General features: G+C 69.9%; 21 protein-coding genes. 14 read left to right on the top strand and 7 right to left on the bottom strand.

The features are described from left to right. Positions 1 to 138 precede the first annotated feature (138 nt). The 3 genes from NA8_RS28185 to NA8_RS28195 all read right to left on the bottom strand — a co-directional run bounded on the left by NA8_RS28185 (position 139) and on the right by NA8_RS28195 (position 3,807). Positions 139 to 1,566: a vWA domain-containing protein gene (locus NA8_RS28185; RefSeq protein WP_063053366.1), complete on the bottom strand. Its 1,428-nt coding sequence runs from the start codon at positions 1,564 to 1,566 to the stop codon at positions 139 to 141. 3 nt (positions 1,567 to 1,569) lie between these two features. Then, on the bottom strand, positions 1,570 to 2,451 hold the full coding sequence (locus tag NA8_RS28190; protein WP_040865516.1) for an AAA family ATPase: 882 nt from the start codon (positions 2,449 to 2,451) through the stop codon (positions 1,570 to 1,572). A gap of 90 nt (positions 2,452 to 2,541) precedes the next feature. Beyond that, positions 2,542 to 3,807 (bottom strand): glutamate-5-semialdehyde dehydrogenase, encoded by a 1,266-nt coding sequence (locus NA8_RS28195; RefSeq protein WP_063053367.1) that lies wholly within the window; start codon positions 3,805 to 3,807, stop codon positions 2,542 to 2,544. A gap of 209 nt (positions 3,808 to 4,016) precedes the next feature. Here NA8_RS28195 and NA8_RS28200 point away from each other — a divergent pair, with 209 nt between their 5' ends. From NA8_RS28200 to NA8_RS28225, 6 genes are all read left to right on the top strand, one after another. Further along, positions 4,017 to 5,387, top strand: a complete 1,371-nt coding sequence (locus tag NA8_RS28200) for a type I glutamate--ammonia ligase (RefSeq protein WP_063053368.1) — start codon at positions 4,017 to 4,019, stop codon at positions 5,385 to 5,387. A gap of 1 nt (position 5,388) precedes the next feature. Next, positions 5,389 to 6,468 carry an amidohydrolase family protein gene (locus tag NA8_RS28205; protein ID WP_063053369.1) on the top strand — a complete coding sequence of 360 codons (1,080 nt, stop codon included), beginning with the start codon at positions 5,389 to 5,391 and terminating at the stop codon, positions 6,466 to 6,468. Positions 6,469 to 6,561: 93 nt separating this feature from the next. Then, entirely contained in the window at positions 6,562 to 7,785 is a 1,224-nt protein-coding gene (locus tag NA8_RS28210) for an RtcB family protein (protein WP_063053387.1), read from the top strand. A gap of 46 nt (positions 7,786 to 7,831) precedes the next feature. Then, positions 7,832 to 8,848: an alpha/beta fold hydrolase gene (locus tag NA8_RS28215; RefSeq protein ID WP_084467147.1), complete on the top strand. Its 1,017-nt coding sequence runs from the start codon at positions 7,832 to 7,834 to the stop codon at positions 8,846 to 8,848. Positions 8,849 to 8,889: 41 nt separating this feature from the next. Continuing rightward, positions 8,890 to 9,375, top strand: coding sequence for a hypothetical protein (locus NA8_RS28220; protein ID WP_174550147.1), 486 nt, complete (start codon positions 8,890 to 8,892; stop codon positions 9,373 to 9,375). A gap of 44 nt (positions 9,376 to 9,419) precedes the next feature. Beyond that, positions 9,420 to 11,552 carry a RecQ family ATP-dependent DNA helicase gene (locus NA8_RS28225; RefSeq protein ID WP_157106964.1) on the top strand — a complete coding sequence of 711 codons (2,133 nt, stop codon included), beginning with the start codon at positions 9,420 to 9,422 and terminating at the stop codon, positions 11,550 to 11,552. Positions 11,553 to 11,805: 253 nt separating this feature from the next. On the opposite strand, the gene NA8_RS28230 is transcribed toward NA8_RS28225, so the two are convergent. Further along, the gene (locus tag NA8_RS28230) at positions 11,806 to 12,114 is read right to left on the bottom strand and encodes a hypothetical protein (RefSeq protein WP_063053370.1); all 309 of its coding nucleotides are present in this window, start codon (positions 12,112 to 12,114) and stop codon (positions 11,806 to 11,808) included. Then, positions 12,111 to 12,350 (bottom strand): DUF6364 family protein, encoded by a 240-nt coding sequence (locus NA8_RS28235; protein WP_063053371.1) that lies wholly within the window; start codon positions 12,348 to 12,350, stop codon positions 12,111 to 12,113. Before NA8_RS28235 ends, NA8_RS28230 begins: the two co-directional genes overlap by 4 nt. 111 nt (positions 12,351 to 12,461) lie before the next feature. On the opposite strand from NA8_RS28235, the gene ligD reads away from it, so the two are divergent. Together ligD and NA8_RS28245 are read left to right on the top strand one after the other, a co-directional pair. Then, positions 12,462 to 13,430, top strand: coding sequence for a non-homologous end-joining DNA ligase (ligD, locus tag NA8_RS28240; protein WP_063053372.1), 969 nt, complete (start codon positions 12,462 to 12,464; stop codon positions 13,428 to 13,430). Positions 13,431 to 13,539: 109 nt separating this feature from the next. After that, positions 13,540 to 14,490: a D-isomer specific 2-hydroxyacid dehydrogenase family protein gene (locus NA8_RS28245; RefSeq protein ID WP_063053373.1), complete on the top strand. Its 951-nt coding sequence runs from the start codon at positions 13,540 to 13,542 to the stop codon at positions 14,488 to 14,490. 193 nt (positions 14,491 to 14,683) lie between these two features. Here NA8_RS28245 and NA8_RS28250 read toward each other — a convergent pair whose 3' ends face one another. After that, positions 14,684 to 15,265 carry a GrpB family protein gene (locus NA8_RS28250; protein WP_063053374.1) on the bottom strand — a complete coding sequence of 194 codons (582 nt, stop codon included), beginning with the start codon at positions 15,263 to 15,265 and terminating at the stop codon, positions 14,684 to 14,686. Between the two features lie 79 nt (positions 15,266 to 15,344). Here NA8_RS28250 and NA8_RS28255 point away from each other — a divergent pair, with 79 nt between their 5' ends. The 6 genes from NA8_RS28255 (at position 15,345) to NA8_RS28280 (ending at position 21,690) form a co-directional block, all read left to right on the top strand. Continuing rightward, on the top strand, positions 15,345 to 16,331 hold the full coding sequence (locus NA8_RS28255; protein ID WP_084467149.1) for an alpha/beta hydrolase: 987 nt from the start codon (positions 15,345 to 15,347) through the stop codon (positions 16,329 to 16,331). Between the two features lies 1 nt (position 16,332). Next, the gene (locus tag NA8_RS28260; protein ID WP_063053375.1) at positions 16,333 to 17,235 is read left to right on the top strand and encodes an SDR family NAD(P)-dependent oxidoreductase; all 903 of its coding nucleotides are present in this window, start codon (positions 16,333 to 16,335) and stop codon (positions 17,233 to 17,235) included. Between the two features lie 10 nt (positions 17,236 to 17,245). Then, positions 17,246 to 18,166: a hypothetical protein gene (locus tag NA8_RS28265; RefSeq protein WP_063053391.1), complete on the top strand. Its 921-nt coding sequence runs from the start codon at positions 17,246 to 17,248 to the stop codon at positions 18,164 to 18,166. A gap of 11 nt (positions 18,167 to 18,177) precedes the next feature. Further along, positions 18,178 to 19,683, top strand: a complete 1,506-nt coding sequence (locus tag NA8_RS28270) for a flavin-containing monooxygenase (RefSeq protein ID WP_063053392.1) — start codon at positions 18,178 to 18,180, stop codon at positions 19,681 to 19,683. A gap of 93 nt (positions 19,684 to 19,776) precedes the next feature. Continuing rightward, positions 19,777 to 20,559 carry a MerR family transcriptional regulator gene (locus NA8_RS28275; RefSeq protein WP_063053376.1) on the top strand — a complete coding sequence of 261 codons (783 nt, stop codon included), beginning with the start codon at positions 19,777 to 19,779 and terminating at the stop codon, positions 20,557 to 20,559. 39 nt (positions 20,560 to 20,598) lie between these two features. After that, positions 20,599 to 21,690, top strand: a complete 1,092-nt coding sequence (locus NA8_RS28280) for a methyltransferase (RefSeq protein ID WP_063053377.1) — start codon at positions 20,599 to 20,601, stop codon at positions 21,688 to 21,690. Between the two features lie 51 nt (positions 21,691 to 21,741). On the opposite strand, the gene NA8_RS28285 is transcribed toward NA8_RS28280, so the two are convergent. Further along, positions 21,742 to 22,095 carry a hypothetical protein gene (locus NA8_RS28285; RefSeq protein WP_157106965.1) on the bottom strand — a complete coding sequence of 118 codons (354 nt, stop codon included), beginning with the start codon at positions 22,093 to 22,095 and terminating at the stop codon, positions 21,742 to 21,744. Positions 22,096 to 22,318 lie beyond the last annotated feature (223 nt).

Raw genomic sequence — 22,318 nt, forward strand, 5'->3', positions numbered from 1 at the left:
CGATCAGGCGGTCGGACGTTTGCTCTTCGGCAGCTTGCGCACGATGGCGACCACGTCGCCTTCTCACGGCTCGTCCTGCCAGGCGCCCGGCTTCGCCAGGCAGTAGCTCAGCAGCGCGGAATCGTCCATGCCGGTCTTCTACACCGGCAGCAGCCGCGAGACAACCGCGGTGAGCTGTTTGGCCGAGCGGCATTCGTGCATCTCGATCACATCGCGATATCTGTCGGCGGCGGAATCGCCGGAGCCCCACTGGCTGCGCGGCTCCGGATTGAGCCAGTGCGCGTGTTTGGCGACCTCGACCAGCGACCGCAGCGTGTCCAGCTCGGGGTCACGGTAGTTCGTGCGGGCGTCACCGAGGATCAGCAGCGAGCTGCGGCTGGTGACGGCATCCGGATAATCCCTGGCGAACCCGGCCAGCGCGTTGCCGTAGTCGGAGTGCCCGTCCAGCCCGACGACGCTCGCCTCGCCGAAGATCCGGGCCATCGCCCGATCCAGCTGGGTGTGCGGGTCGAAGAATCGGGTCACCTCATCGATCTGGTCGACGAACGCGAAGATGCGCACCCGGGAGAACTGTTCGCGCAGCGCGCTCACCAGCAGCAACGTGAAGTTGCTGAAGCCGGCCACCGAACCGGAGACATCGCACAGCAGCACCAGTTCGGGGCGGCCCGGCCGCGGCTTGCGGTGCACCAGATCGATGGGCACCCCGCCGGTGGACATGGATGCGCGCAGGGTGCGGCGCAGGTCGATGGCGCCGCGGCGGGCATGTCTGCGACGCGCGGCGAGGCGCGCGGCCAAGATGCGAGCCAACCGCTGGGTGCTGCGCTTGAGTTCGGAGAGTTCGGCTTCGGAGGCGCGCAGGAAATCGACTTCCTCGGCTTGGCGGGCCACCCCGTAGCTCGCCACACGTTCGCGGCCGATCCGCTCGGCGACCCGCCGCCTGGTCTCGGCCTCGACGGTCGCGCGGAAACCAGCGATGCGCTGCCGGGCGGCGCGGCGGGCGATCTCGGCGTCGAACTCGCTCGCGTCCGGCCCGAGTCCCATACCCGCGAGGATCTTCGCCAGCAACGTCTGCGGCTGCACTTCTTTCAGCGCCTGATACGACGAGAAAGACGAGCCGCGGGCGGATTGGTACTGGCCCAACTGCTCCACCAGCTGCGCGGCCAGCGCCTCCAGCTGCGGGGTCGCCGACTCCTGCCCCAGTAGTTGCGCCAGCAGTTCGCGCAGGGCAGGAATGTCCACGTCACCCGAACGCGTGTGCGGGATCTCGATCTCGTCCCCGGCCGCGGCGCGTTCTCCGACAGCGACCGGGAACCACAGATCGAACAGGCCGTCGAAGGTCGCGCGGTGGGTGGTGCGCCGCAGTAACGCGCACGCCAGTCCTTCGCGCAGGACCTCGCGGTCCATCAGATCGAGCACGGTCACCACACGGCCCGCGTCGACCGTCTCTGAGGGGCCGACCGGTATGCCGCGCGCCCGCAGCGCCTCCACGAAGCCGACCAGATGCCCCGCGATACCGTGCGGCGCGCTCAGCGACGCGACCTCGGCGGGGACCGACCCGGCCGCCACGGCTCAGGCCAGCTTCAGTTCGGCCAGCGCGCGCTGGTGGTCGCTCTGGTGTTTGAGGACCACACCGAGAGTGGCGCGAACGGTCGTGTCGTCGAGATCCCGCAGGCCCAGCGCCAGCAGAGTGCGGCCCCAGTCGATCGATTCCGCGACCGAGGGCAGCTTCTTCAACTGCATGCCGCGCAGTACGTGCACGATCCGCACCAGTTGCGCGGCGACCGCCGCCGACAGCTCCGGGACCCGGCTGGCCAGAATGCGCCGCTCCAGCTCCTCGTCCGGGAAGTCCAGATGCAGATACAGGCAGCGGCGCTTGAGCGCCTCGGACAGCTCCCGGGTGGCGTTCGAGGTGAGTACCACGAACGGCTTGCGGCTGGCGGTGATCGTGCCCAGCTCCGGCACCGTCACCGCGAAATCGCTGAGCACCTCGAGCAACAGGCCCTCGATCTCGACGTCGGCCTTGTCGGTCTCGTCGATCAGCAGCACCGTGGGATCGGTGCGCCGGATCGCGGTCAGCAGCGGGCGCGACAGCAGGAATTCCTCGGTGAAGACGTCGGCCTTCGTCTCCTGCCAGTCGTTCTCGCTGGAGGCCTGGATGCGCAAGATCTGCTTGGCGTGATTCCACTCGTACAGCGCGCGGGCCTCGTCGACGCCCTCGTAGCACTGCAACCGCACCAGCTCCGCGCCCGAGGTCTGCGCGACAGCACGCGCCAGCTCGGTCTTGCCCACACCCGCCGGTCCCTCGATCAGCAGCGGCTTGCCCAGGCGATCGGCCAGGAACACCGAGGTGGCTGTGGCCTTGTCCGCCAGGTAGCCCGTGCTCGCCAACCGTTCGAGCACGTCTTCCACCGATGAGAAGACCGGCTCCTGTACTGCGCTCTCCGACACCACCCGGCACCTTTCTTCCGAACCATCCCCCACGCTACGGCAGCGCGGCGCGGACACCGACTCGGCATCGTCCGCGGCCGCCGCGCACACCGGTCAGACCGGCCGGATCTGCCCCTCGCCCCAGACGATCCACTTCGTCGAGGTCAGTTCCGGCAGGGCCATCGGACCGCGCGCGTGCAGTTTCTGAGTGGAGATGCCGATCTCGGCGCCGAAGCCGAACTGCTCGCCGTCGGTGAATGCGGTGGAGGCGTTCACCATCACGGCGGCGGCGTCGACCCGGCCGGTGAACTCGCGCGCCGCGGCGAGGTCGCCGGTGACGATGGCCTCGGTGTGGCCGGTGCCCCAGGTGTTGATGTGCTCCACCGCCGCGTCCAGGCCGTCGACGACCTTGAGCGCGATGTCCAGGGTGAGGTACTCCTCGCCCCAGTCCGTGTCGGTGGCCGGAACCTGGCCGGGGAGGTCACCGTGGATGGTGACCCCGGCACGCTCCAGCGCGTCGGTGAGCCGCGGCAGCGCGGTGTCCGCGATGGCGGCGTCGATCAGCACGGTCTCGGCCGCGTTGCACACGCTGGGCCGGCGGGTCTTGGCGTTGATCAGGATCCGCTCCGCCATGGCCAGATCGGCGGCGGCGTGCACGTAGACGTGGCAGTTGCCGGTGCCGGTCTCGATGGTGGGCACCTGCGCGTCGCGGACGACCGCGTTGATCAACCCGGCGCCACCGCGCGGAATGACGACGTCGACCAGGCCGCGAGCCTGGATCAGATGGGTGACGCTGGACCGGTCCTCGCTCGGCAGCAGCTGCACGGCGTCGGCGGGGATGTCCTGCACCGCAAGCGATTCGCGCAGCACCGCGACGAGCGCGGCATTCGATCGCGCCGCCGAGGACGAGCCGCGCAGCAGGGCGGCGTTACCGGACTTGAGCGCGAGCCCGAAGGCGTCGACGGTGACGTTCGGCCGGGCCTCGTACACCATGCCCACCACGCCGAGCGGCACGCGCACCTGCCTGATCTCCAGCCCGTTCGGCAGGGTCGAGCCGCGCACCACCACACCGACCGGATCGGGCAGCCCGGCCACCTGCCGCAACCCCGAGGCGATGCCGTCGATGCGGGGCTTGGTCAGCCGCAGCCGGTCCAGCAGCGACTCCTCGGTGCCAGCGGCCCGCGCCGCTGCGATGTCCTCCGCATTGGCGGCCAGCACCCGATCGGCGGCGGCGAGCAGCGCGTCGGCGGCGGCGTGCAGTGCGTCGTTCTTCTGCGCGGTCGTCAGCTGGGCCAGCGCCCGCGACGCGACCCTGGCCTTACGCGCGGCCTCGTGCACCACCGCACGGACATCCGGTTGGGTGGTCGTTCCTACCGTCATGGGTACAGCCTACGCACCGGGCGCAGCGCCGATCCCACCCGCTGGGCCGCGCCGACGCGGGCGCGCGGTCACGTGCGCGGCCCGGGCCGGGCGACTACCGTCCGGCGATATGACGGTCCGCCCGCGAGGAGATCACCGCCGCTCCGGCCGCGGAGTAGCGGCGCGCGCCACAACGGCTCCCGCAGCGCCCGAGCCGATATCGTGAGGATATGGCCACCACGCCGGATCGCATCCCCGCCGACGGCGACACCACTCCGATCCAAGGGCTGGACGCGTCCATGGTCGCCCTGAGCTTCGTGGACAACGCGGGCATCACGCGCGTGAAAGCCGTCCCCGGCAAGCGGCTGGATCTCGCGTCCCGGTACGGCGTCGGGGTGTCGCCGTGCTTCGAGACCTTCGCCTTCGATGACGTGATGGCGGTCGGGCGCTATCTCGGCGGCCCCGACGGCGATCTGCGACTCATCCCGGATCTGGCCGGGCTGACCGTACTGGCCTGCCAGCCCGGCTGGGCGTGGGCGCCCACGGACAAATACACCCAGGACGGCACCCGTTTCGTCGCCTGCCAGCGGCACTTCGCGGCACGCCAGACGGCTGCGGCGCAGGCCGCCGGACTGCGGTTGGCCATGGCCTTCGAGACCGAATGGGCAGTGGGCCGCGCCGACGACACCGAGGGCTTCACACCCGCGATCCACGGCCCCGCCTACGGCATCGTGCGGCTCGGGCAGGTCGCCGAATACGCCGCCGACCTGGTCGCCGCGCTCGAACGGCAAGGTGTGGCGGTCGCGCAGTTCCATCCGGAATACGCGCTCGCGCAACTGGAGTTGTCGGTCGAACCGTCCGAGCCGGTCGCCGCCGCGGACGAGGCCGTGCTGGTCCGGCACACAATCCGTCAGATGAGCGCGCGGTACGGCTGGCGGGCGCTGCTCGCCCCCTGTATCGAGCCGGGCGGCGCCGGTTCCGGAGCGCACCTGCACCTGTCGGTGACCGACGACGAGGGCCCCTTGTTCGCGGGCGGCGACGGCCCGCACGGCATGCGGCGGACCGGTGAGGCGTTCCTGGCGGGAGTGTTGCGGGAACTGCCCGCGCTGGTCGCGGTCGGCGCGGGCAATCCGGCAAGCTTCTTGCGGCTGGTGCCGTCGCGCTGGGCGGGGGTCTGGCAGTGCTGGGGCCGCGAGACCAGAGAGGCCGCGCTGCGCTTCGTCACCGGAGTCCGCGGCACCGAGGGGTGGGCCGCCAACGCCGAGATCAAGTGTCTCGACGCGACCGGCAATCCGTACCTGATCGTCGGGTCGGTGATCGCGGCCGGGCTCGCCGGTGTGGCCGAACGCCTACGCCTTCCGGCCGAGATCGCCGGGGATCCCGCAACTTTCGACGCCGAAGCACGCATGATGTCGGATGTGCGCCGCCTACCCACCACACCGGCCGAAGCCGCCGACCACCTCGCCGCGTCCGCGGTGCTGGCCGACGCCATGGGCGCCGAACTGCACGACGCGCTGCTCACCGTGCGTCGCGCGGAGGCCGAGCGGTACGCCGCCGCGAGCGCCGAAGAGCTGGTCGGCTTGACGCGTTGGCGGTTCTGACATGCTCACCGACGGGGTGCGGCTCACCGATCACCACTGCCACGGCGTCCACACCGGGAACCTGGACCGGCGCGGCTTCGAGCGCCTGCTCGGCGAGGGCGCGCACGGAAGTTTCGATTCCGCGATCGGGCTCGCGGTGCGCCGCTGGTGCGCCCCCGCGCTCGACCTGCCCGCCCATGTCAGCCCGGATGTCTACCTGCGTCATCGCGCACGGCTCGGCGCCCGGGAGGTCGCCACCCGACTGCTGCGCGCCACCGGGGTGACCCGGTGGTGCCTGGACACCGGAATCGGCGGCGGCACGGCGGATTTCGCCGCCCTGGTGGACGGCGAGGTACGCGAGGTGATCCGGTTGGAGGAGGTGGCCGAGCGGGTCGTCGCACAGGTCGGCGCGGTGTCCGGGGTCTACGAGCGGATCGAGGCGGAACTGCGCGCGCGGGCCGCCCATGCCGTCGGGTTGAAGACGATCGTCGCCTACCGGTGCGGTCTGGACTTCCCGGTGCGGGATCACCCGCCGACCAGTTTCGCGCCCGAACACCGGCTCTCCGATCCGCACGTGCTCGGCTGGCTGGTCGGTCTCGGGGCGCGGATCGGCGCCGAGTTCGGTCTGCCCCTGCAATTCCACACCGGGTTCGGCGACCCCGATCTGCGCCTTCGGCACAGTGACCCGCTGCTGCTCACCGATTTCCTGCGCCGGACGGCGGGCACCGGGCTGTCGGTGATGCTGCTGCACTGCTGGCCCTTCCATCGCCATGCCGCCTACCTCGCGCACGTCTTCGATCACGTCCACCTGGATCTCGGCCTGACCATTCCCTATGTGGGGCAGCGGGCCGGGGCCGTGCTCGCCGAGACGCTGGAGCTGGCTCCGTTCCGGGCGCTGTGCTACTCCTCGGACGGCTACGGACTCCCGGAGTTGCACTACCTCGGCGCCCTGCTCTGGCGGCGCGGGCTCGGCAAGCTCATCGACGAGTGGATCGCCGAGGACGCGATCACCACCGCCGACGCCGAGGTGCTGGTCGACGCCATTGCCCACGGGAATGCCGGGCGCGTCTACCGGGCACGATTCGAACACCCCGTGGGCTGAACCTCCACCGTCCGGGTCGGCCGGATATTGGGGTGCGCCGGGTGCCGGCGGTCCCTACCGTTGACGGTGAAGATCAACGGAAGGATCGAGACCATGTTTCCCGTCGAGCTGCGCGGCACCAAGGCGCAGACGCTCATGTGGGCCCACGAGCACGAGGTCGAGCAGTCCGCGCTCCGGCAACTGCGCAACATCGCCGCGCTGAAATGGGTCCACGGCGTCCGCGTGATGCCCGACGTGCACCTCGGCAAGGGGGCCACGGTCGGATCGGTGATCGCGATGAAGGACGCGGTGTCGCCCGCCGCGGTCGGCGTGGACATCGGCTGCGGCATGGAGAGCGTGCGCACCGACCTCACCGCCGCGGATCTGCCCGACAACCTGCGGTCGCTGCGGTCGCGGATCGAGGCGGCGGTGCCGGTCGGCTTCCAGGCCCATCACGACGCCGTGGATGTCGCCCGGCTCGGCGCCCAGGTGGCCGGGCTCGGCGCGAGCACTACGCCGCTGCGCGCGGGTTGGGACCGTTTCTGGGGTTCGTTCGGCACACTGGACGCCCGGGTACAGCCGCGCGAGTCCAAGGCGCACAAGCAGATGGGCACGCTCGGCGGCGGCAACCACTTCATCGAGGTCTGCCTGGATCAGGAGCAGCGGGTGTGGATCCTGCTGCACTCCGGCAGCCGCAACATCGGCAAGGAACTCGCCGAGCGGCACATGGCGATCGCGCGCACGCTGCCGCACAACGTCGATCTGCCCGACCGCGACCTGGCGGTCTTCGTCTCCGGCACGCCGGAGATGGAGGCCTACCGCCGCGACCTCACCTGGGCGCAGGAGTACGCGGCGCGCAACCGTGCGGTGATGCTCGCCCTGGTCTGCCGTGCGGTCGCCGCCGAATTCGCCGAGCGGGGCGTGCGTTTCGAGCAGCCGATCAGCTGCCACCACAATTATGTGGCGGAGGAGCTCATCGACGGCGTGCCGATGCTGGTCACCCGCAAGGGCGCCGTGCGTGCGGGCGCGGGTGATCTCGCGCTGATCCCCGGCTCGATGGGTACTCGGTCGTATGTGGTGCGCGGCAAAGGAAATCCGGCCTCGTTCCAGTCGGCTTCGCACGGCGCGGGACGGCGGATGAGCCGCAACGCGGCCAAGAGGCAGTTCACCGTGGCCGATCTCATCGCCCAGACCGAGGGCGTCGAGTCGCGCAAGGACGCGGGCGTGGTGGACGAGATCCCGGCCGCGTACAAGGACATCGACGAGGTCATCGAGGCACAGCGCGACCTGGTCGACGTGGTCGCGACGCTGCGTCAGGTGCTCTGCGTGAAGGGCTGACCGTCGCCGTCTGGATCCGCCGCCCGCTTCCCGGATACCATCGGGTATGCCCTGGCGGCCGTCCTTCTTCGCACCCGCTCCGGATTCCGACCCGGCGGCGGGGCCGCCGGATATCCCCGGCGTGCGCCGGTCGGAGGTGACCGCCCGCGGCGTGCGTTTCCACGTCACCGAGGCGGGTCCGGCGGACGGACGCCCGGTGCTCGCGCTGCACGGCTGGCCCGAGCATCATTACGCCTACCGTCACCTGCTCGCCGATCCACCGGACGGGTTGCGGATCATCGCGCCCGATCTGCCCGGGTACGGCTGGTCGGGTCCCGCGCCGCACCGGTGGGCCAAGGAAGACGTCGCCTCCGACCTGCTCGCGCTGCTGGACGCGCTCGGCCTGGACCGCGTCCTACTGGTCGGCCACGACTGGGGCGGCTACATCGCCCACTTGCTCGTGCTGCGCGAGCCGGAGCGATTCGACGCGCTGCTGGCGCTCAACATCGCCCATCCGTGGCAGACGCCGCGCGATTTCCTCCCGCACGCCTGGCGGTTGCTGCTCTACCAGCCCGCCGTCGCGGCATTCGGCACCTACCTGCACCGGCGTACCCGCTTCTTGGAGCAGTTCGTCTTCGCCGGCGCCGTACGCCATCGCGAGGCGTTCGGAGCCGAGGTGATCCGGACCTACGCGGACCGCTTCCGCGACCCCGTCTGTGCCCGCACGGCGACCGACACCTACCGCACATTCCTGCTGCGCGAAGTGCCCCGGTCGGCCGGGCGCGGCGAACAACGCCGAGCGCGGGTGCCGATCCTGGCCCTGTTCGGCGTCGAGGACGCGGCGGTCCATCCGTCGCTCGCCTCCGCCGAAACCGCTCGCGCCGATGACTACCGGCTGGAACTGGTCCGCGACTGCGGCCACTTCATCATCGAGGAACGCCCCGACCTCGTCCGCGCCCGGCTGGCCGAGCTGGCAGCGGCGACCGCGCGTCCCGCTCGAGTCCGACCGGCGGCGAGCCGGCCGCCGCGACCGCCTGGGAAAGATGCGCACCAGGCGTGGCGCGCATGTGAAACTCGGGACTGAGCTGCGAGACCGCAGGTGAGGACGGCATAGGAGAAACCTGCATGGTGCGCATCGGGGTCACCGGGCATACGAACTTCACGCCCGCCACCGAGCCGCTGGTGTCCGCCGTGGTCGGTGAACTGCTCGCCGCGTACCCCGCCGCGGACCTGGTGGGCGTGAGCTGCCTGGCTCGCGGCGCCGACTCGATGTTCGCCAAGGCTGTCCTGGATGCCGGTGGGCAGCTCGAAGTGATATTGCCGTCGCGGAACTACCGGGAAGCGCAGGTGCGGCCCGACCACGCCGACCTGTTCGACGAACTCGTCGATCGCGCGGCGGCGGTACGGGTGATGGACTTCGACAACGCGGGGCGCGACGCCTACGAAGCGGCGAACGAGACGATGCTGGCGTCGTGTGATCGGCTGATCGCGGTGTGGGACGGCGAGGCCGGGCAGCGCGGCGGCACCGGATCCGTAGTCGCGGCCGCTCACCGGCGTGACGTGCCGGTCGAGATCGTGTGGCCGGAAGGCGCCGCGCGGCTGACCCGGTAGGCGGCGGCCGGGCGCACGGCCACCTGTCGGAGTCGTCGGGCACGATGGAGCGCATGACCACGGCCACCGGCGCGTCTTCGATCGACCTCACCGCCCCCGACCTGCGTGAGCACGCCGAACAGCTGCTGCGCGAGCTGGCCGGTGCCGGCGCTCGGCTGCGGGAGGACCAGTGGACCGCGATCGAGGCGCTCGTCGTTCGGCGGCGCAGGGCGCTGGTCGTGCAGCGCACCGGCTGGGGAAAGTCGGCGGTGTACTTCATCGCCGCGAAGCTGCTGCGCAGGGCGGGGCGCGGGCCGACGGTGATCGTGTCGCCGCTGCTCGCGCTGATGCGCAACCAGGTGGCAGCGGCGCAACGCGCGGGGGTCGTAGCGGCGACCATCAACTCCGGCAATGTCACCGAGTGGGACGAGATCCACGCCGACGTCGCCGCGGGTGCGGTCGACGTGCTGCTGGTCAGCCCGGAGCGGTTGAACAATCCGGACTTCCGCGATCAGGTCCTGCCCCGGCTCGCTGCCGACGCCGGGCTGGTGGTGATCGACGAAGCGCACTGCGTCTCGGACTGGGGGCACGACTTCCGGCCGGACTACCGGCGCATCCGGACGCTGATCGCCGACCTCGGCTCCGGCGTCCCCGTGCTCGCGACCACCGCGACCGCCAACGACCGGGTGGTCACCGACGTCGCCACCCAGATCGGCACCGACACCCTGGTGCTGCGCGGCACGCTGGATCGCGAATCGCTGCACCTGTCGGTGGTCCGCTTCGACGACGCCGTGGAACGCACCGCCTGGCTCAGCGGCCATCTGCGCCGGCTGACCGGCTCCGGCATCGTCTACACGCTCACCGTCGCCGCCGCGCACGATCTCGCCGACGTACTGAACTCGCACGGCCACACCGTCGCCGCCTACACCGGGCAGACCGACCCCGCCGAACGCGAGGCTTTGGAGGCGGCGCTGCTGAACAACGAGGTGAAGGCGCTCATCGCCACCTCCGCGCTGGGCATGGGCTTCGACAAACCCGACCTCGGGTTCGTGGTGCACGTCGGCGCGCCGTCCTCCCCTATCGCCTACTACCAGCAGGTGGGACGCGCCGGGCGCGGCACCGACCGGGCCGAGGTGATCCTGCTGCCCGGCCCCGAGGACGCACGCATCTGGAGTTACTTCGCCTCCGTCGCGTTCCCCCGTGAGCACATCGTGCGCGCCGTGCTCGACGCGCTGGACTCCGATCGGGCGTCGTCCACCGCGGCATTGGAGCCACTGGTGGAGCTGAATCGCTCCCGGCTGGAGATGGTGCTGAAGGTGCTCGACGTGGATGGTGCGGTGCGCCGCGTGCGCGGCGGCTGGATCGCCACCGGCCGTCCGTGGACCTACGACACCGAGCGCTACGAGCGCCTGTCCATCGCCCGCGAGGCCGAACAACAGGCCATGATCGATTACCAATCCACCACCGGTTGCCGGATGGAATTTTTGCGCCGCCAGCTCGACGACCCGGGCCTGTCCTCCGACGCGGCCGATTCGCCCGGCTGCGGCCGCTGCGACAACTGCACCGGCAGCCGCCCCGACCGCACCGTCGCCGCCGACGCGGTGGCCGCCACCAAGGCCCGGCTCGACCGCCCCGGCATCGATCTCGCGCCCCGCAAGCAGTGGCCCACCGGTATGGCCAAGCTGGGAGTCCCGTTGTCCGGCAAGATCACCGGCGGCGCCGAGACCGGCCGCGTCCTCGGCAGACTGACCGATCTCGGCTGGGGGCAGCGACTACGGGCGCTGCTGGACGGCCCGGACGATCCGGTCCCCGACGCGGTCTTCGACGCCTGCGTCGCCGTGCTGCGCGAATGGGATTGGGCCACCCGCCCGAGGTCGGTGCTCGCCCTGGAATCCCCGCGCTACCCCGTGCTCACCGCCACCCTCGCCGCCCGGCTGGCCGAGGTCGGCCGCCTGCGGGACCTCGGCACCCTGCGCACCCGCCCGGACCGCCCACCCGTCTCGGCGGCCAACTCCGCACACCGGGTAGCCGGACTGTTCGACTCCTGGGAGATCCCCGACCTCACCGACGTGCCGGGCCCGATCCTGCTGGTCGACACCATCACCGACACCGGCTGGACCTTCACCGTCGCCGCCCACGCACTCCGCACGGCCGGTGCCGACGCCATCCTGCCGTTCGCGTTGGCCACGCCGACATAGCGACAACGGTCGGGGGCCGCGGACGAGGCTTCCCCGCTCATGGACTCGACGCCGCGCAACACGCTCACCGGCGTGGGTCGGTGTGCCTGCGACCGCAGCGAAGACGGTGGGCCCGAGGCCGCGCGGCTTCCGCCTCACGTACCACACCGGCTCGACTCCTGGTTCCGAGTGAAGCACGCAGACCTAGCATGCGCCGTACGCGGTCCCGGCTCGCCACAACGGTGCGCGGGCACGCCGCCCGAAGGCGCGGCACCTACAAACTCAGCGTGGCCCGCAGGCGGGCGTCGAGGGATTCCGTCTCCTCCGGGGAGAGTATGCCGAGATGTTCGGTGAGCCAGGGGCGGTACGCGCGGTGCAGTTTCAAGGTGTCGGCCCAGCCGTGCTCGGTGAGAGTGGCCAGTACATGCCCGGGATCGGCGTCGCGCAACGGGACGACCTGCAGCCAGCGATAGCGCGAGGTGATCACCGCCGAGTCGGAGACCAGCACGACCGTCATACGCCGCGGGAAAGGGGTGCCGTCACTGAGTGTCGGGGCGTAGCGCCAGATCTCGCCGCGTCTCATGCGGCGCCGGCGGCATCGTCTTCGGCGGCCTGGGTGAGTGTCACGTCGTCGTAGGCGGCGGCCAGCTCGGCCTCCTCGTCGATGGTCAGCGCCGTCAGGCTGTCGTGCACGAGCGTGGAGCGCAGCGCGGCGTTGATCACCGCCGACAGGCTGCGGTTCTGGCGATCGGCGACCTCCCTGGCCCACTCGGCCACCTGCGGATCCAGCGTGACGGTCACGCGCGTCGCCTTGCTCATACCGGTATGCATACCAGAGCGGTGCAACGCCGGGAACCCGGCCGCGGCAAAGCGGGCGCCGGCGCGAAGTCGTGCCGGGCTTTCCCGCGCCTCGCCCACTACAGTCGACCCGTGGCCAGCAAATCCACCGGGTCGGCGATCGAACTCGAAGTCGGCGACCATACGATCCGCGTCTCCAACCCCGACCGCGTCTACTTTCCGGAGACCGGCGCGACCAAGCTGGACCTGGCGCGGTACTACCTGAGCGTCGGGGACGGCATCGTCAACGCGCTGCGCGGCCGGCCCTGCATGCTGCACCGTTTTCCCAAAGGACTCGCGGGCGACAAGGTGCATCAGAAGCGGCTTCCCGCCGGCGCGCCGGACTGGATTCCGACTGTGCGGGTGTACTTCCCGCGCTATGGGCGGCATGCCGACGAGCTGTGCGTCGAGAAGCTCGCCGACGTCCTGTGGGCGGTGCAGATGTCCACGGTCGAGTTCCATCCGTGGAATTCGCGCGCCGCCGATACCGAGCGTCCGGACGAGTGGCGCATCGACCTCGACCCGATGCCGGATTGCCCGTGGTCACGAGTGCGACGGGTCGCCGGGGTCGTGCACGAGGTCCTCGACGAGATCGGCGCCGTCGGGTGGCCGAAGACCTCTGGCGGCAAGGGCCTGCACGTGTACGTGCGGATCGCGCCGGATCAGGGATTCCAGGACGTGCGCCGGGCGGCGCTCGCGTTCGCCCGTGAAGTCGAGCGGCGGGCGCCCGACGACGTGACCACCACTTGGTGGCGGCGCGACCGCGATCCGAAGATGCTGTTCGTCGACTACAACCAGAACGCCCGCGATCACACCATCGCCGCCGCCTACTCGGTGCGCGGCGTCCCCGCCGCCACGGTCTCCACACCGGTACGCTGGGACGAAATTCCCGACATCGATCCGCGCGACTTCACCATGGCCTCCGTTCCCGCTCGCTTCGCCGAACTCGGCGACCTGCACGCGGGCATGGATGACGCGGTGTTCCACCTGGATCCTCTCCTGGAGTGGGCCGAGCGGGACAAGGTGGACGTGGAGCTCGACGAGGAGCAGAGCGAAGCCTAGCGCGGCGCCGGACGCACACCCTGTGACCGGTCGGCGCACGCCGGGCGGTGTTACGGTCGCAACGTCTCGCTCGCGACCACGTTCCTACTGCTCCGAAGGAGGTCCGTCCATGAACCGACCGGCAGTGACGATCGCGATCGGCCCCGCCGACCCACCTCCCACGCTGCTGGAGAAAGCCGTCGTGGGGGCGGGCGCCACCCTCTCCGATCTCGGCGAGGCGCGCGGGCTGATCTGGGCCGGCGACGCCGGCGAGTTCCCGGACGAATTACCCGCCGGTGTGGAGTGGGTGCAGCTTCCGGCCGCAGGCGTCGAGGACTGGTTCGCCGCGGGCGTCATCGCCAGGCATCCCGGTGTGCGATTCACCTCCGCCGCAGGCGCTTTCGCGGCGAGCGTGGCCGAGCACGCGCTCATGCTGCTGCTCGCGGGTGTCCGCTACCTGCCCGAGCATCTGCGCGCCTCGGACTGGCGGCAACAGGACTTCTTTCCGCACGTCGGCACGCTGCGCGGCAAGACGGTGACGATCGTGGGCGCGGGCGGCATCGGCCGCGCGCTGATCCCGATGCTGGTTCCGCTCGGCGCGCACATCATCGCGGTGAACCGCAGCGGGCGTCCGGTCACCGGCCCCGGCATTCCCTCTTCGGTCGAGACGATTTCCGCCGATCATCTCGGCCGGGTCTGGCCGCACACCGATCACGTGGTGATCGCCGCGCCCGCCACGCCCGCCACCAGGCATCTCGTCGGCGCGGACGAACTCGCGCGACTCAAGCCGTCCTCGTGGATCATCAACGTCGCGCGCGGCAGCCTCATCGACACCGACGCACTGGTGGCCGCGCTGGCCTCCGGCGCGATCGGCGGCGCGGGCCTCGACGTCACCGACCCAGAGCCGCTCCCGGCCGGTCATCCCCTCTGGTCGCTGCCGAATGCCATTGTCACTCCCCATGATTCGAACCCGCCGCAGCTGCGGTTGGCGGCCTTCGCCGACCATGTCGAAGCGAACGTCTCGCGATTCCTCGAAGGACGCCCGCTGCTGGCGCCGATCGACCCCGCGCGCGGGTACTGAGAGCATTCGGGCACAACCGAATTCGAGCCGAGAGGGCCTCGGCATTCGGCGGCGCGGTGGACGCGCCGGGCATGATCCGCGCGATCCCGGTCCGCTGCCAGGCGCAGCGTGCCCGCCACTGCGGAAAGCGCTCGACGGTGCCGGTCGGGCGGTCGTTGTCCGGTGACGAGTCGAGTGGCTCGCCCGCTCGGCATCAGCCGGACAGCGCTCGGCCGAGGATTTCCTCGATGACCTCGCTCTTGGCGTTCGCGTAGTGCTGCACGAACTTCCAGTCACGCCGCGCGAGAGCTCTTTTCGTACGCTCGTAGTACTCCCGGTCTTCGTCGCGCGTGCGCAACCAGTCGCGGAAGGCGAGGACCCGCTCGATCTCCGGTGCGCCCGACTCCGGCGCGAACACATGCAGATTCACGTTTCGGCGTGTACCACTCTCCACCCGGCGGACAAGACAGCGATGCTGATACCAGTCCGGTTGCCGGACGCGCAGCGCGTACCCGGCAGCTTCGAGAGCCGGTAGATAAGCGGCTTCGTCGTCGGCGTCGGGAACCAGCAGCAGGATGTCGATCAGCGGCTTGGCCGCGAGACCGGGAACCGACGTGGAACCCGTGTGCTCGATCCGCAGCGCCACGTCGCCGAGTGCCGCGCGTATCACGGCTTCTTCCTCGGCATACCAGTCCGGCCACGCGGGGTTGTAGTCCTCCAGAACCACCTTGACCGCATAGGGCTCCACCTCGCCGACCGTCGCCGCCGCGATCTCGTCGTCATCCAAGGTAGCCACACGTCACGGTAACCGGTCAATATTACCTTTCATCAATGTGCCATTGACAACTGGCACATTGATGGCTGATTCTTAGCGCATGACAAGGTCAACGAGGACCTCGGTCCCCAGCATTCCCACCGTGCCCTCGACCCGCGCCACCGTGGCCGCGACGGCCACCAGGCTCACGCTTCGGCCGGTGAACTGCGCGGTGCCGATGAACGCGCCGGGCGTCTGGTTCGCACGCAAGCTCATCGCCACACTGATGGCCGTCGGCGGTCCCGTGCCGCCCGGTACATCCGTCACCCAGGTCCGGTCGGGCGCGGTGCGCGGCGAATGGGTGCGGGCGGCAGGCGTGCCGTTCGGGACGCGAGCCGTCTACTACATCCACGGCAGCGGGTATGTGATCTGCTCGGCTCGCACGCATCGCGCTCTCGCGGCTCGGCTGTCGGCGAAGACCGGTCTTCCGGTCTTCCTCACCGACTATCGCCTCGCGCCCGAACACCGGTTCCCCGCCGCCGCCGACGACGTCGAGGCGGGCTACCGCTGGCTGCTCGGCCGGGGCATCGCCGCGGAAGACCTGGTGATCGCCTGTGACTCCGCGGGCGGACATCTCGCACTGGACCTGCTCGTCGAGAACGGGCGACACCGGCGTCCGCAGCCCGCGGCCGTCGCGATGTTCTCCCCGCTGCTGGATCTGACCCTCGGCTTGGCGGCCGAACGGGAACGCGTCCGGACCGATCCGCTGATCTCGGCCGCCGCCGCGAGCAGGCTGCCCGCGGCCTACACCAACGGCCACCCGGCCGACGCCGCGCGCCTGCGGCTGACCATCCCGCAAGGTCTCGCGCTGCCGCCGATCCTGGTGCAGGTCGGCGGTACCGAGATGCTCGCCGCCGACGCGCGGGCGCTGTGCGAGATGGTCCGGCGCGCGGGCGGCAGCTGCGAGCTCGAGATCTGGCCTGGGCAACTGCACGTCTTCCAGGCCCTTCCCCTGGTGGTGCCCGAGGCCGATCAAGCCCTCGCGCGCGCCGCCGACTTCCTGCGCGCTGCGCTGGTCGCTATCTCCGGTACGGAAAAGGTGAGCTGAGATGTTCGGATTGGACAGGCTGGTGGCCCTGGGCCGGGCCCGGCGCACGCACGGCGCGCGAGCCGTGGTCACCGGCGCGGGCAGCGGCATCGGCCGCGCGTTCGCGCTCGAGATCGCCGCCCGTGGCGGCCGGGTGATCTGCGCCGACATCGATGAGGCGCGCGCCGACGAAACGGTCGCCCTGATCGAACGCACCCACCCGGGCGCCGCGCACGCCTTCCGCTGCGACGTGGCGCGACGCGAGGACGTGGAGTTGCTCGCCCGGTTCGCCGACACGCTGTTCGATCGCCCGGTCGACCTGGTGATCAACAACGCGGGCGTCGGAATCGGCGGAAAACCCGTGGGGCACATCGGCTTCGACGACTGGCAGTGGGCACTGGGCATCAATCTGTGGGGAGTCGTGCACGGCTGCGAGGTATTCGCCCCGCGCCTGCGGGCCGCCGGGCGCGGCGGCATCATCAACGTCGCCTCGGCCGCCGGATTCGCCGCCGCGCCCTCCATGGCCGCCTACAACGTTTCCAAAGCCGGTGTGCTCTCGCTGTCGGAGACCATGGCCGCCGAATTCAGCGGCACCGGTGTCGCGGTGACGGTGTTGTGCCCGACGTTCGTCCGCACGAACGTCGCGCGTGACGGCCGGATCACCGAGGAATCGGCGCAGCTGGCCGACTTCCTCATGCGCTGGATCGGTTTCTCCCCCGAGCGGGTCGCGCGCACCGCCTTGGACGCGCACGACCGCGGCCAACTCTATGTGCTCCCCCAACTGGACGCGCACGCCGTATGGCTGCTCAAGCGGTGCTTCCCCGCGCAGTACACCTACGTCCTCGGCCTCCTGGAGCGGCTGCTGCCCCAGGACCACTCGACCACCACCGACCACACGCCGGTCACCGACAAGACAGGAGTCTGACATGGCTGCCATCGCGATGGACTTCGACGACATGCTCCGCAAGATCAAGGACCGCCAGTGGGCGCTGGCCGACATCGACTGGGACGCGCCGGGCCGCGAGACCATCACGCCCGAACTGCACGCCAAGCTCAAGCCGTTCATGGCCGATCTGATGTGGATCGAGAACGTCGGCGCGCGCGGCTTCGCGGCGATGGCCAAGAAGGCGCCGACCGAGACGTTGCGCGAGATCTACCGCTATTTCCACGCCGAGGAGCAGAAGCACGCCAACGCCGAGCTCGCGCTGATGCGCCGGTGGGGCATGCTCGACGGCGACGAGATCCCGCAGCCGAACGTGAACGTCAAGCTGGTGATCGACTTCCTGGACAAGTACTCCGACGACATGTCGCTGTCGTTCCTCGGCACCGTGATCCCGATGCTGGAGGTCGCGCTGGACGGCGCGCTGATCAAGTTCATCATGGACGAGATCGAGGACCCGGTCTGCCAGGAGGCGTTCAAGAAGATCAACTCCGACGAATCCCGGCACCTGGCCGTCGATTTCGCCGTGATGGATCTGCTCGGGCACGCGCAGATGCGCAAGCTGTTCATCGACCTGGTCGGCGGCTGGGCCAAGCCCTCGCTGATCATCGGAGTGCTGAGCTACGTGCCGCTGCTGAACAAGATGCGCGACAACATCGTCGCGATGGGCGTCGACGAGGAGAAGCTCTACGGCGCGCTCAAGCGGTACGCGAACGTCGGCGAGCGCAGCGAATTCGCACGCAGGCTGCCGATGTACCAGATCGTGAAGACGCACGGCGGCTGGGTGATCGACCGCGGTCACCCCTACCACCTGGTGGCCGACACGCTGGTGAAGATCACCGGGTTGCTGCCGAAGGCACTGCTGCGCAACAACCCGACCTGGTCGAAGGAACTGACCTACGAGCCCGCGGCATGACAGGGAACCCGATGAGCACGCACACCCTCGACGTCGCCGTGATCGGCGGCGGGTTCGCCGGAATCGGCACGGCAATCCGGCTGAAGCAGCGCGGCATCCATGATTTCGCGATCTTCGAGCGCGGCGCCGCGATCGGCGGCACGTGGCGCGACAACACCTATCCCGGTGCGGCGTGCGACATTCCGTCGCGGTTGTACTCCTACAGCTTCGCGCCGAACCCGGATTGGTCGCGCACCTACTCCGGAAGCAACGAGATCCTCGGCTACATCGAGGCGATGGCAGCGGAATTCCGGCTCGGTCCGCACCTGCGCTTCGGGCACAACGTCACCGGCATCGTGTTCGACGAGCAGGCCGGAGTCTGGCAGATCACGATCGAGGGCCACGCCGACCCGATCCTCGCCCGCACCGTCGTGCTGGCGTCCGGGCCGCTGGCCAACGCGAGTCTCCCGGATATCCGCGGTATCGAGACGTATCAGGGTCACAAGATCCACAGCGCTCGCTGGGATCACGACTACGACTTCACCGGCAAGCGCGTCGCGGTGGTCGGCACCGGGGCCAGCGCGGTCCAGATCATCCCGGAGCTGGTCGACAAGGCCGCCTCGGTGAAGGTGTTCCAGCGCACCCCCGGGTGGGTGCTGCCGCGGATCAACCGGCAGACCAACGGACTGACCAAGGAGCTCTACCGACGCGTACCCGCCGCCGAACAGCTGGCCCGGCGCGCCTGGTTCTACGGACACGAGTCGGTGGCGCTGGGCGTGGTGTGGAACACGCCGCTGACCAGGGTGGTCGAGCTGGTCGGCAAGGCACAGCTGCGCAGGCAGGTCAAGGATCCTTGGCTGCGCCGCCAGCTCACCCCGGATTTCCGGGCCGGCTGCAAACGCCTGCTGATGACCGACGACTACTACCCGGCCCTGCAGCGGGACAACTGCAAGCTGATCACCTGGCCGATCGCCCGGATCTCCGAGCACGGCATCCGCACCGCCGAAGGCATCGAGCACCAGGCGGATTGCATCGTCTTCGCGACGGGCTTCGACGTCTCCAAGACCGGGACGCCCATCCCGGTGGCCGGGCGCGACGGCCGGATTCTCGCGGACGAATGGGCGCGCGGCGCCTACGCCTTCAAGAGCGTCGCCGTGTCCGGATATCCCAACCTGTATTTCACCTTCGGACCCAATTCCGGGCCGGGGCACAACTCGGCGCTGGTCTACATGGAAGCCCAGATCGACTACCTCGTCGGCGCGATCGGCGTCATCCTGGATAGAGATCTGCGCATGCTGGACGTGCGGCAGGATCGGCAGGACCGCTACAACGCCGCCATCCAGCGCAGGCTCTCGGCCACCACCTGGAACTCGGGATGCCGCAGCTGGTATCTGACCGAGGACGGCTTCAACGCGACGATGTATCCGGGCTTCGCCACGCAGTACGTCCACCAACTGCGCGCGGTCGATCTCGACGACTACCTCGTCATCGAGCAGACCGCCGACCAGCGGCGACAACGGGTGGCGCCGGTTTCCTAGGTGCCGAGAGACCGGCGGCGCGGACGATAGACTCGGTCCGCATGCAGTTCAGCGGCGCGCCGCCGGTCCATCGGCGCCTGGTCAGCGAGGGAGGTGAGGTCGACGCCGGAGTACCGGATCGATGACCTCGCGCGCGCCGCGGGGACCACCACCCGCAACGTGCGCGCTTACCAGGAACGCGGACTGCTGCCGCCCCCGGTCGGTAAGGACGGCCGGGCCAGCATCTACGACGACGCGCACCTCGAGCGGCTGCGCCTGATCGACGCGCTGCTGCAGCGCGGCTTCACCACCGCGCACATCGCCGACTTCATCACCAGCTGGGAGACCGGCAAGGATCTCACCGAAGTGCTCGGCCTGCAGCACGCCGTGACGGCGTCCTGGGCCAAGGACGAGACCTTCGAGGTGCCCCGCGAGCTGATCGGCACCATCCTCGGCGCCGACGCCGACGAACTGGTCGACCGGCTGCGCGAGATGAAGCTGGTCCGGCTGGAGGGCGACACGGTGGTGTTCACCGAGACCCAGCTGCTCACCTCGTTCGCCGAGTTGCACGAGTACGGCCTGGAGTTGCGCACGCTCATCGAGATCTACGCCAAGGTGGCCGACCGCATCGATGACATCACGCACATCATGATCACCGCGGCCAAGCAGCACATCATCGATGAGCACGGGCCCGGCTGGATGCCCGACACCAGCGGCGAAATCGCCGAGACCACAACGATGCTCACCAAGATGCGCGAACTCGCGGTAGCCTCGGTGCACGCCACGCTCGCCCGCTCACTGGACGTCACGCTGCGCCGGGAACTGGGCGATTACCTCGCCACGGCGGCCGAGCGAGACAAACAGCGCAGCGAAACCGGCCGCGACGTACCCTCCTAGACAAGCGCAGAGTGCCGACCTTCGACGGATGGAGTCGCAGTGGCCGACCGACCGAGAATCCCTCCGCTGCCGCTGGTACGGGCCGTCGAGTCGGTACGCGGCGCCTTGGCTCTCGCGTTTCGCAAGCTGGTGCCCGGACACGTCGCGCTGATGGAACTGATCGCCGCGGGGTGGATCACGCAGGCCATCCACGCCGCAGCGGTGCTCGGTGTGGCCGATGAGCTCGCGGCAGGTCCGCGGTCGGGCGCGCAGCTCGCGGCGGCGGTCGGCGCCGACGAGGACGCGCTGCGGCGATTACTGCGGCTGCTGATCAGTCACGGCATCTTCACCCAGCAGCGCGACGGGCGCTACGCGCTGACGCCGATGGCGCGAGCCCTGCGCCGCGATGCCGACGTGTCGTTGCGCGATGCGGTGCTGTTCTTCGGTTCGCCCGGGCACCGCAATCACTGGTCGCATCTGGTCGAGGCGGTGCGCACCGGGGAGCCGGTCGGCGAGAAACTCGACGGGATGCCGTTCTTCGACTACGTCCAGCACGACCGCGAACTCGGTGAATTGTTCGACCGCGCGATGACCAGCATCGGCACCCTGGCGATGGAACCGCTGTTCGCCGCCTACGATTTCGGCCGCTTCGAGACCCTGGTCGACGTAGGCGGGGGCGAAGGGACGATGCTCACCGAAATCCTGCGCCGCGCGCCCCGATCGCGCGGCATCCTGTTCGACCTGCCCGAGGTGGTGGCCGACGCGCCCGCTCGGCTCGCCGAACTCGGTCTCGCCGATCGCTGCGCGGTGCACAGCGGATCGTTCTTCGACAGTGTCCCCAAGGGGGGCGATGCCTACCTCCTCAAGCACATTCTGCACGACTGGGCCGACGCGGACGCCGGGCGCATTCTGCGCACGCTGCGTGCGGCCATGGACCCCGACGCCCGGTTGCTGATCGTCGAACTGGTCGTCCCCGAACACGCCGCGCCGCATCCGAGCAAGTACATCGACCTGGAGATGCTGGTCAACGCGGGCGGCCGGGAACGCACGGAGGCCGAGTACCGCGAGTTCCTCGCCCGGCACGGATTCACCCTGTCCAGGCGCGTGCCGACGGCCTCACCGGACAACGTGCTGGAGGCGCGGCCGAGCTGACCGCCGCGATCCCGGAAACGCCGACAGCCGGGCGTCTTCGCTGATCCTCGGCTACGACGTCGTGGCGGGGACGAGGAACGCGAGGGTGGCGATTCCCACGGCGCCGTCGGCCACGCACGTGACGCGCATCGGCTTGCCGACCGGCGTCTGTCGCGATTCGAAGCCGCTGTAGTAGCCGAACACCGGCCCGGACCGCTCCGACGGCTGGAAGAAGCCGAGACATTCGGCCTCCAGCACCGAGGCTCCTTCGCCGCTGTGGCACAGCGCGGCCGCGTCGGTGACGCCGCGGTCGACATAGCAGCCGGCCGGCTCCGCGACTGCTGGCCCGGCTCCCGCCCAGACGAGGCCACCCGCGAGGAACAGCAGAACGGTTCCCGCGCCCACTCGCCGTATCGTGGTGTGCACCGCGATCCCTCCTCGGCAGATCTCAGCCATATCCGGTTGTTGCCGTGCGGGGTCGTCGCTTCGCCCACGCGTCGCGAACCCCTTCCGAATATTCCAGCAGAACCGGAGCAGACGGTCGAGCACGACACCGCCTCGAAATCGCGGTTTTTCAGGACGGATGCCGGAAGGCTGTGGCGTCCCCGTGCGGTACATCGCTTGTCCCGGCGTCGGGACCGCTAGGCTA

Origin of the sequence: Nocardia arthritidis NBRC 100137 (genome assembly GCF_001612765.1) — a bacterium.
In the GTDB taxonomy this organism is placed as follows: Bacteria; Actinomycetota; Actinomycetes; order Mycobacteriales; family Mycobacteriaceae; genus Nocardia; species Nocardia arthritidis.

What these genes read in the sequence shown, in the direction of transcription:
- NA8_RS28230 (WP_063053370.1), bottom strand. Translation starts at nt 12,114, where the DNA reads ATGAGACGCGGCGAGATCTGGCGCTACGCCCCGACACTCAGTGACGGC.
- NA8_RS28235 (WP_063053371.1), bottom strand. Translation starts at nt 12,350, where the DNA reads ATGAGCAAGGCGACGCGCGTGACCGTCACGCTGGATCCGCAGGTGGCC.
- NA8_RS28200 (WP_063053368.1), top strand. Translation starts at nt 4,017, where the DNA reads ATGGCCACCACGCCGGATCGCATCCCCGCCGACGGCGACACCACTCCG.
- NA8_RS28245 (WP_063053373.1), top strand. Translation starts at nt 13,540, where the DNA reads ATGAACCGACCGGCAGTGACGATCGCGATCGGCCCCGCCGACCCACCT.
- NA8_RS28255 (WP_084467149.1), top strand. Translation starts at nt 15,345, where the DNA reads ATGACAAGGTCAACGAGGACCTCGGTCCCCAGCATTCCCACCGTGCCC.
- NA8_RS28225 (WP_157106964.1), top strand. Translation starts at nt 9,420, where the DNA reads ATGGAGCGCATGACCACGGCCACCGGCGCGTCTTCGATCGACCTCACC.
- NA8_RS28220 (WP_174550147.1), top strand. Translation starts at nt 8,890, where the DNA reads ATGGTGCGCATCGGGGTCACCGGGCATACGAACTTCACGCCCGCCACC.
- NA8_RS28205 (WP_063053369.1), top strand. Translation starts at nt 5,389, where the DNA reads ATGCTCACCGACGGGGTGCGGCTCACCGATCACCACTGCCACGGCGTC.
- NA8_RS28270 (WP_063053392.1), top strand. Translation starts at nt 18,178, where the DNA reads ATGAGCACGCACACCCTCGACGTCGCCGTGATCGGCGGCGGGTTCGCC.
- NA8_RS28260 (WP_063053375.1), top strand. Translation starts at nt 16,333, where the DNA reads ATGTTCGGATTGGACAGGCTGGTGGCCCTGGGCCGGGCCCGGCGCACG.
- NA8_RS28210 (WP_063053387.1), top strand. Translation starts at nt 6,562, where the DNA reads ATGTTTCCCGTCGAGCTGCGCGGCACCAAGGCGCAGACGCTCATGTGG.
- NA8_RS28195 (WP_063053367.1), bottom strand. Translation starts at nt 3,807, where the DNA reads ATGACGGTAGGAACGACCACCCAACCGGATGTCCGTGCGGTGGTGCAC.
- NA8_RS28215 (WP_084467147.1), top strand. Translation starts at nt 7,832, where the DNA reads ATGCCCTGGCGGCCGTCCTTCTTCGCACCCGCTCCGGATTCCGACCCG.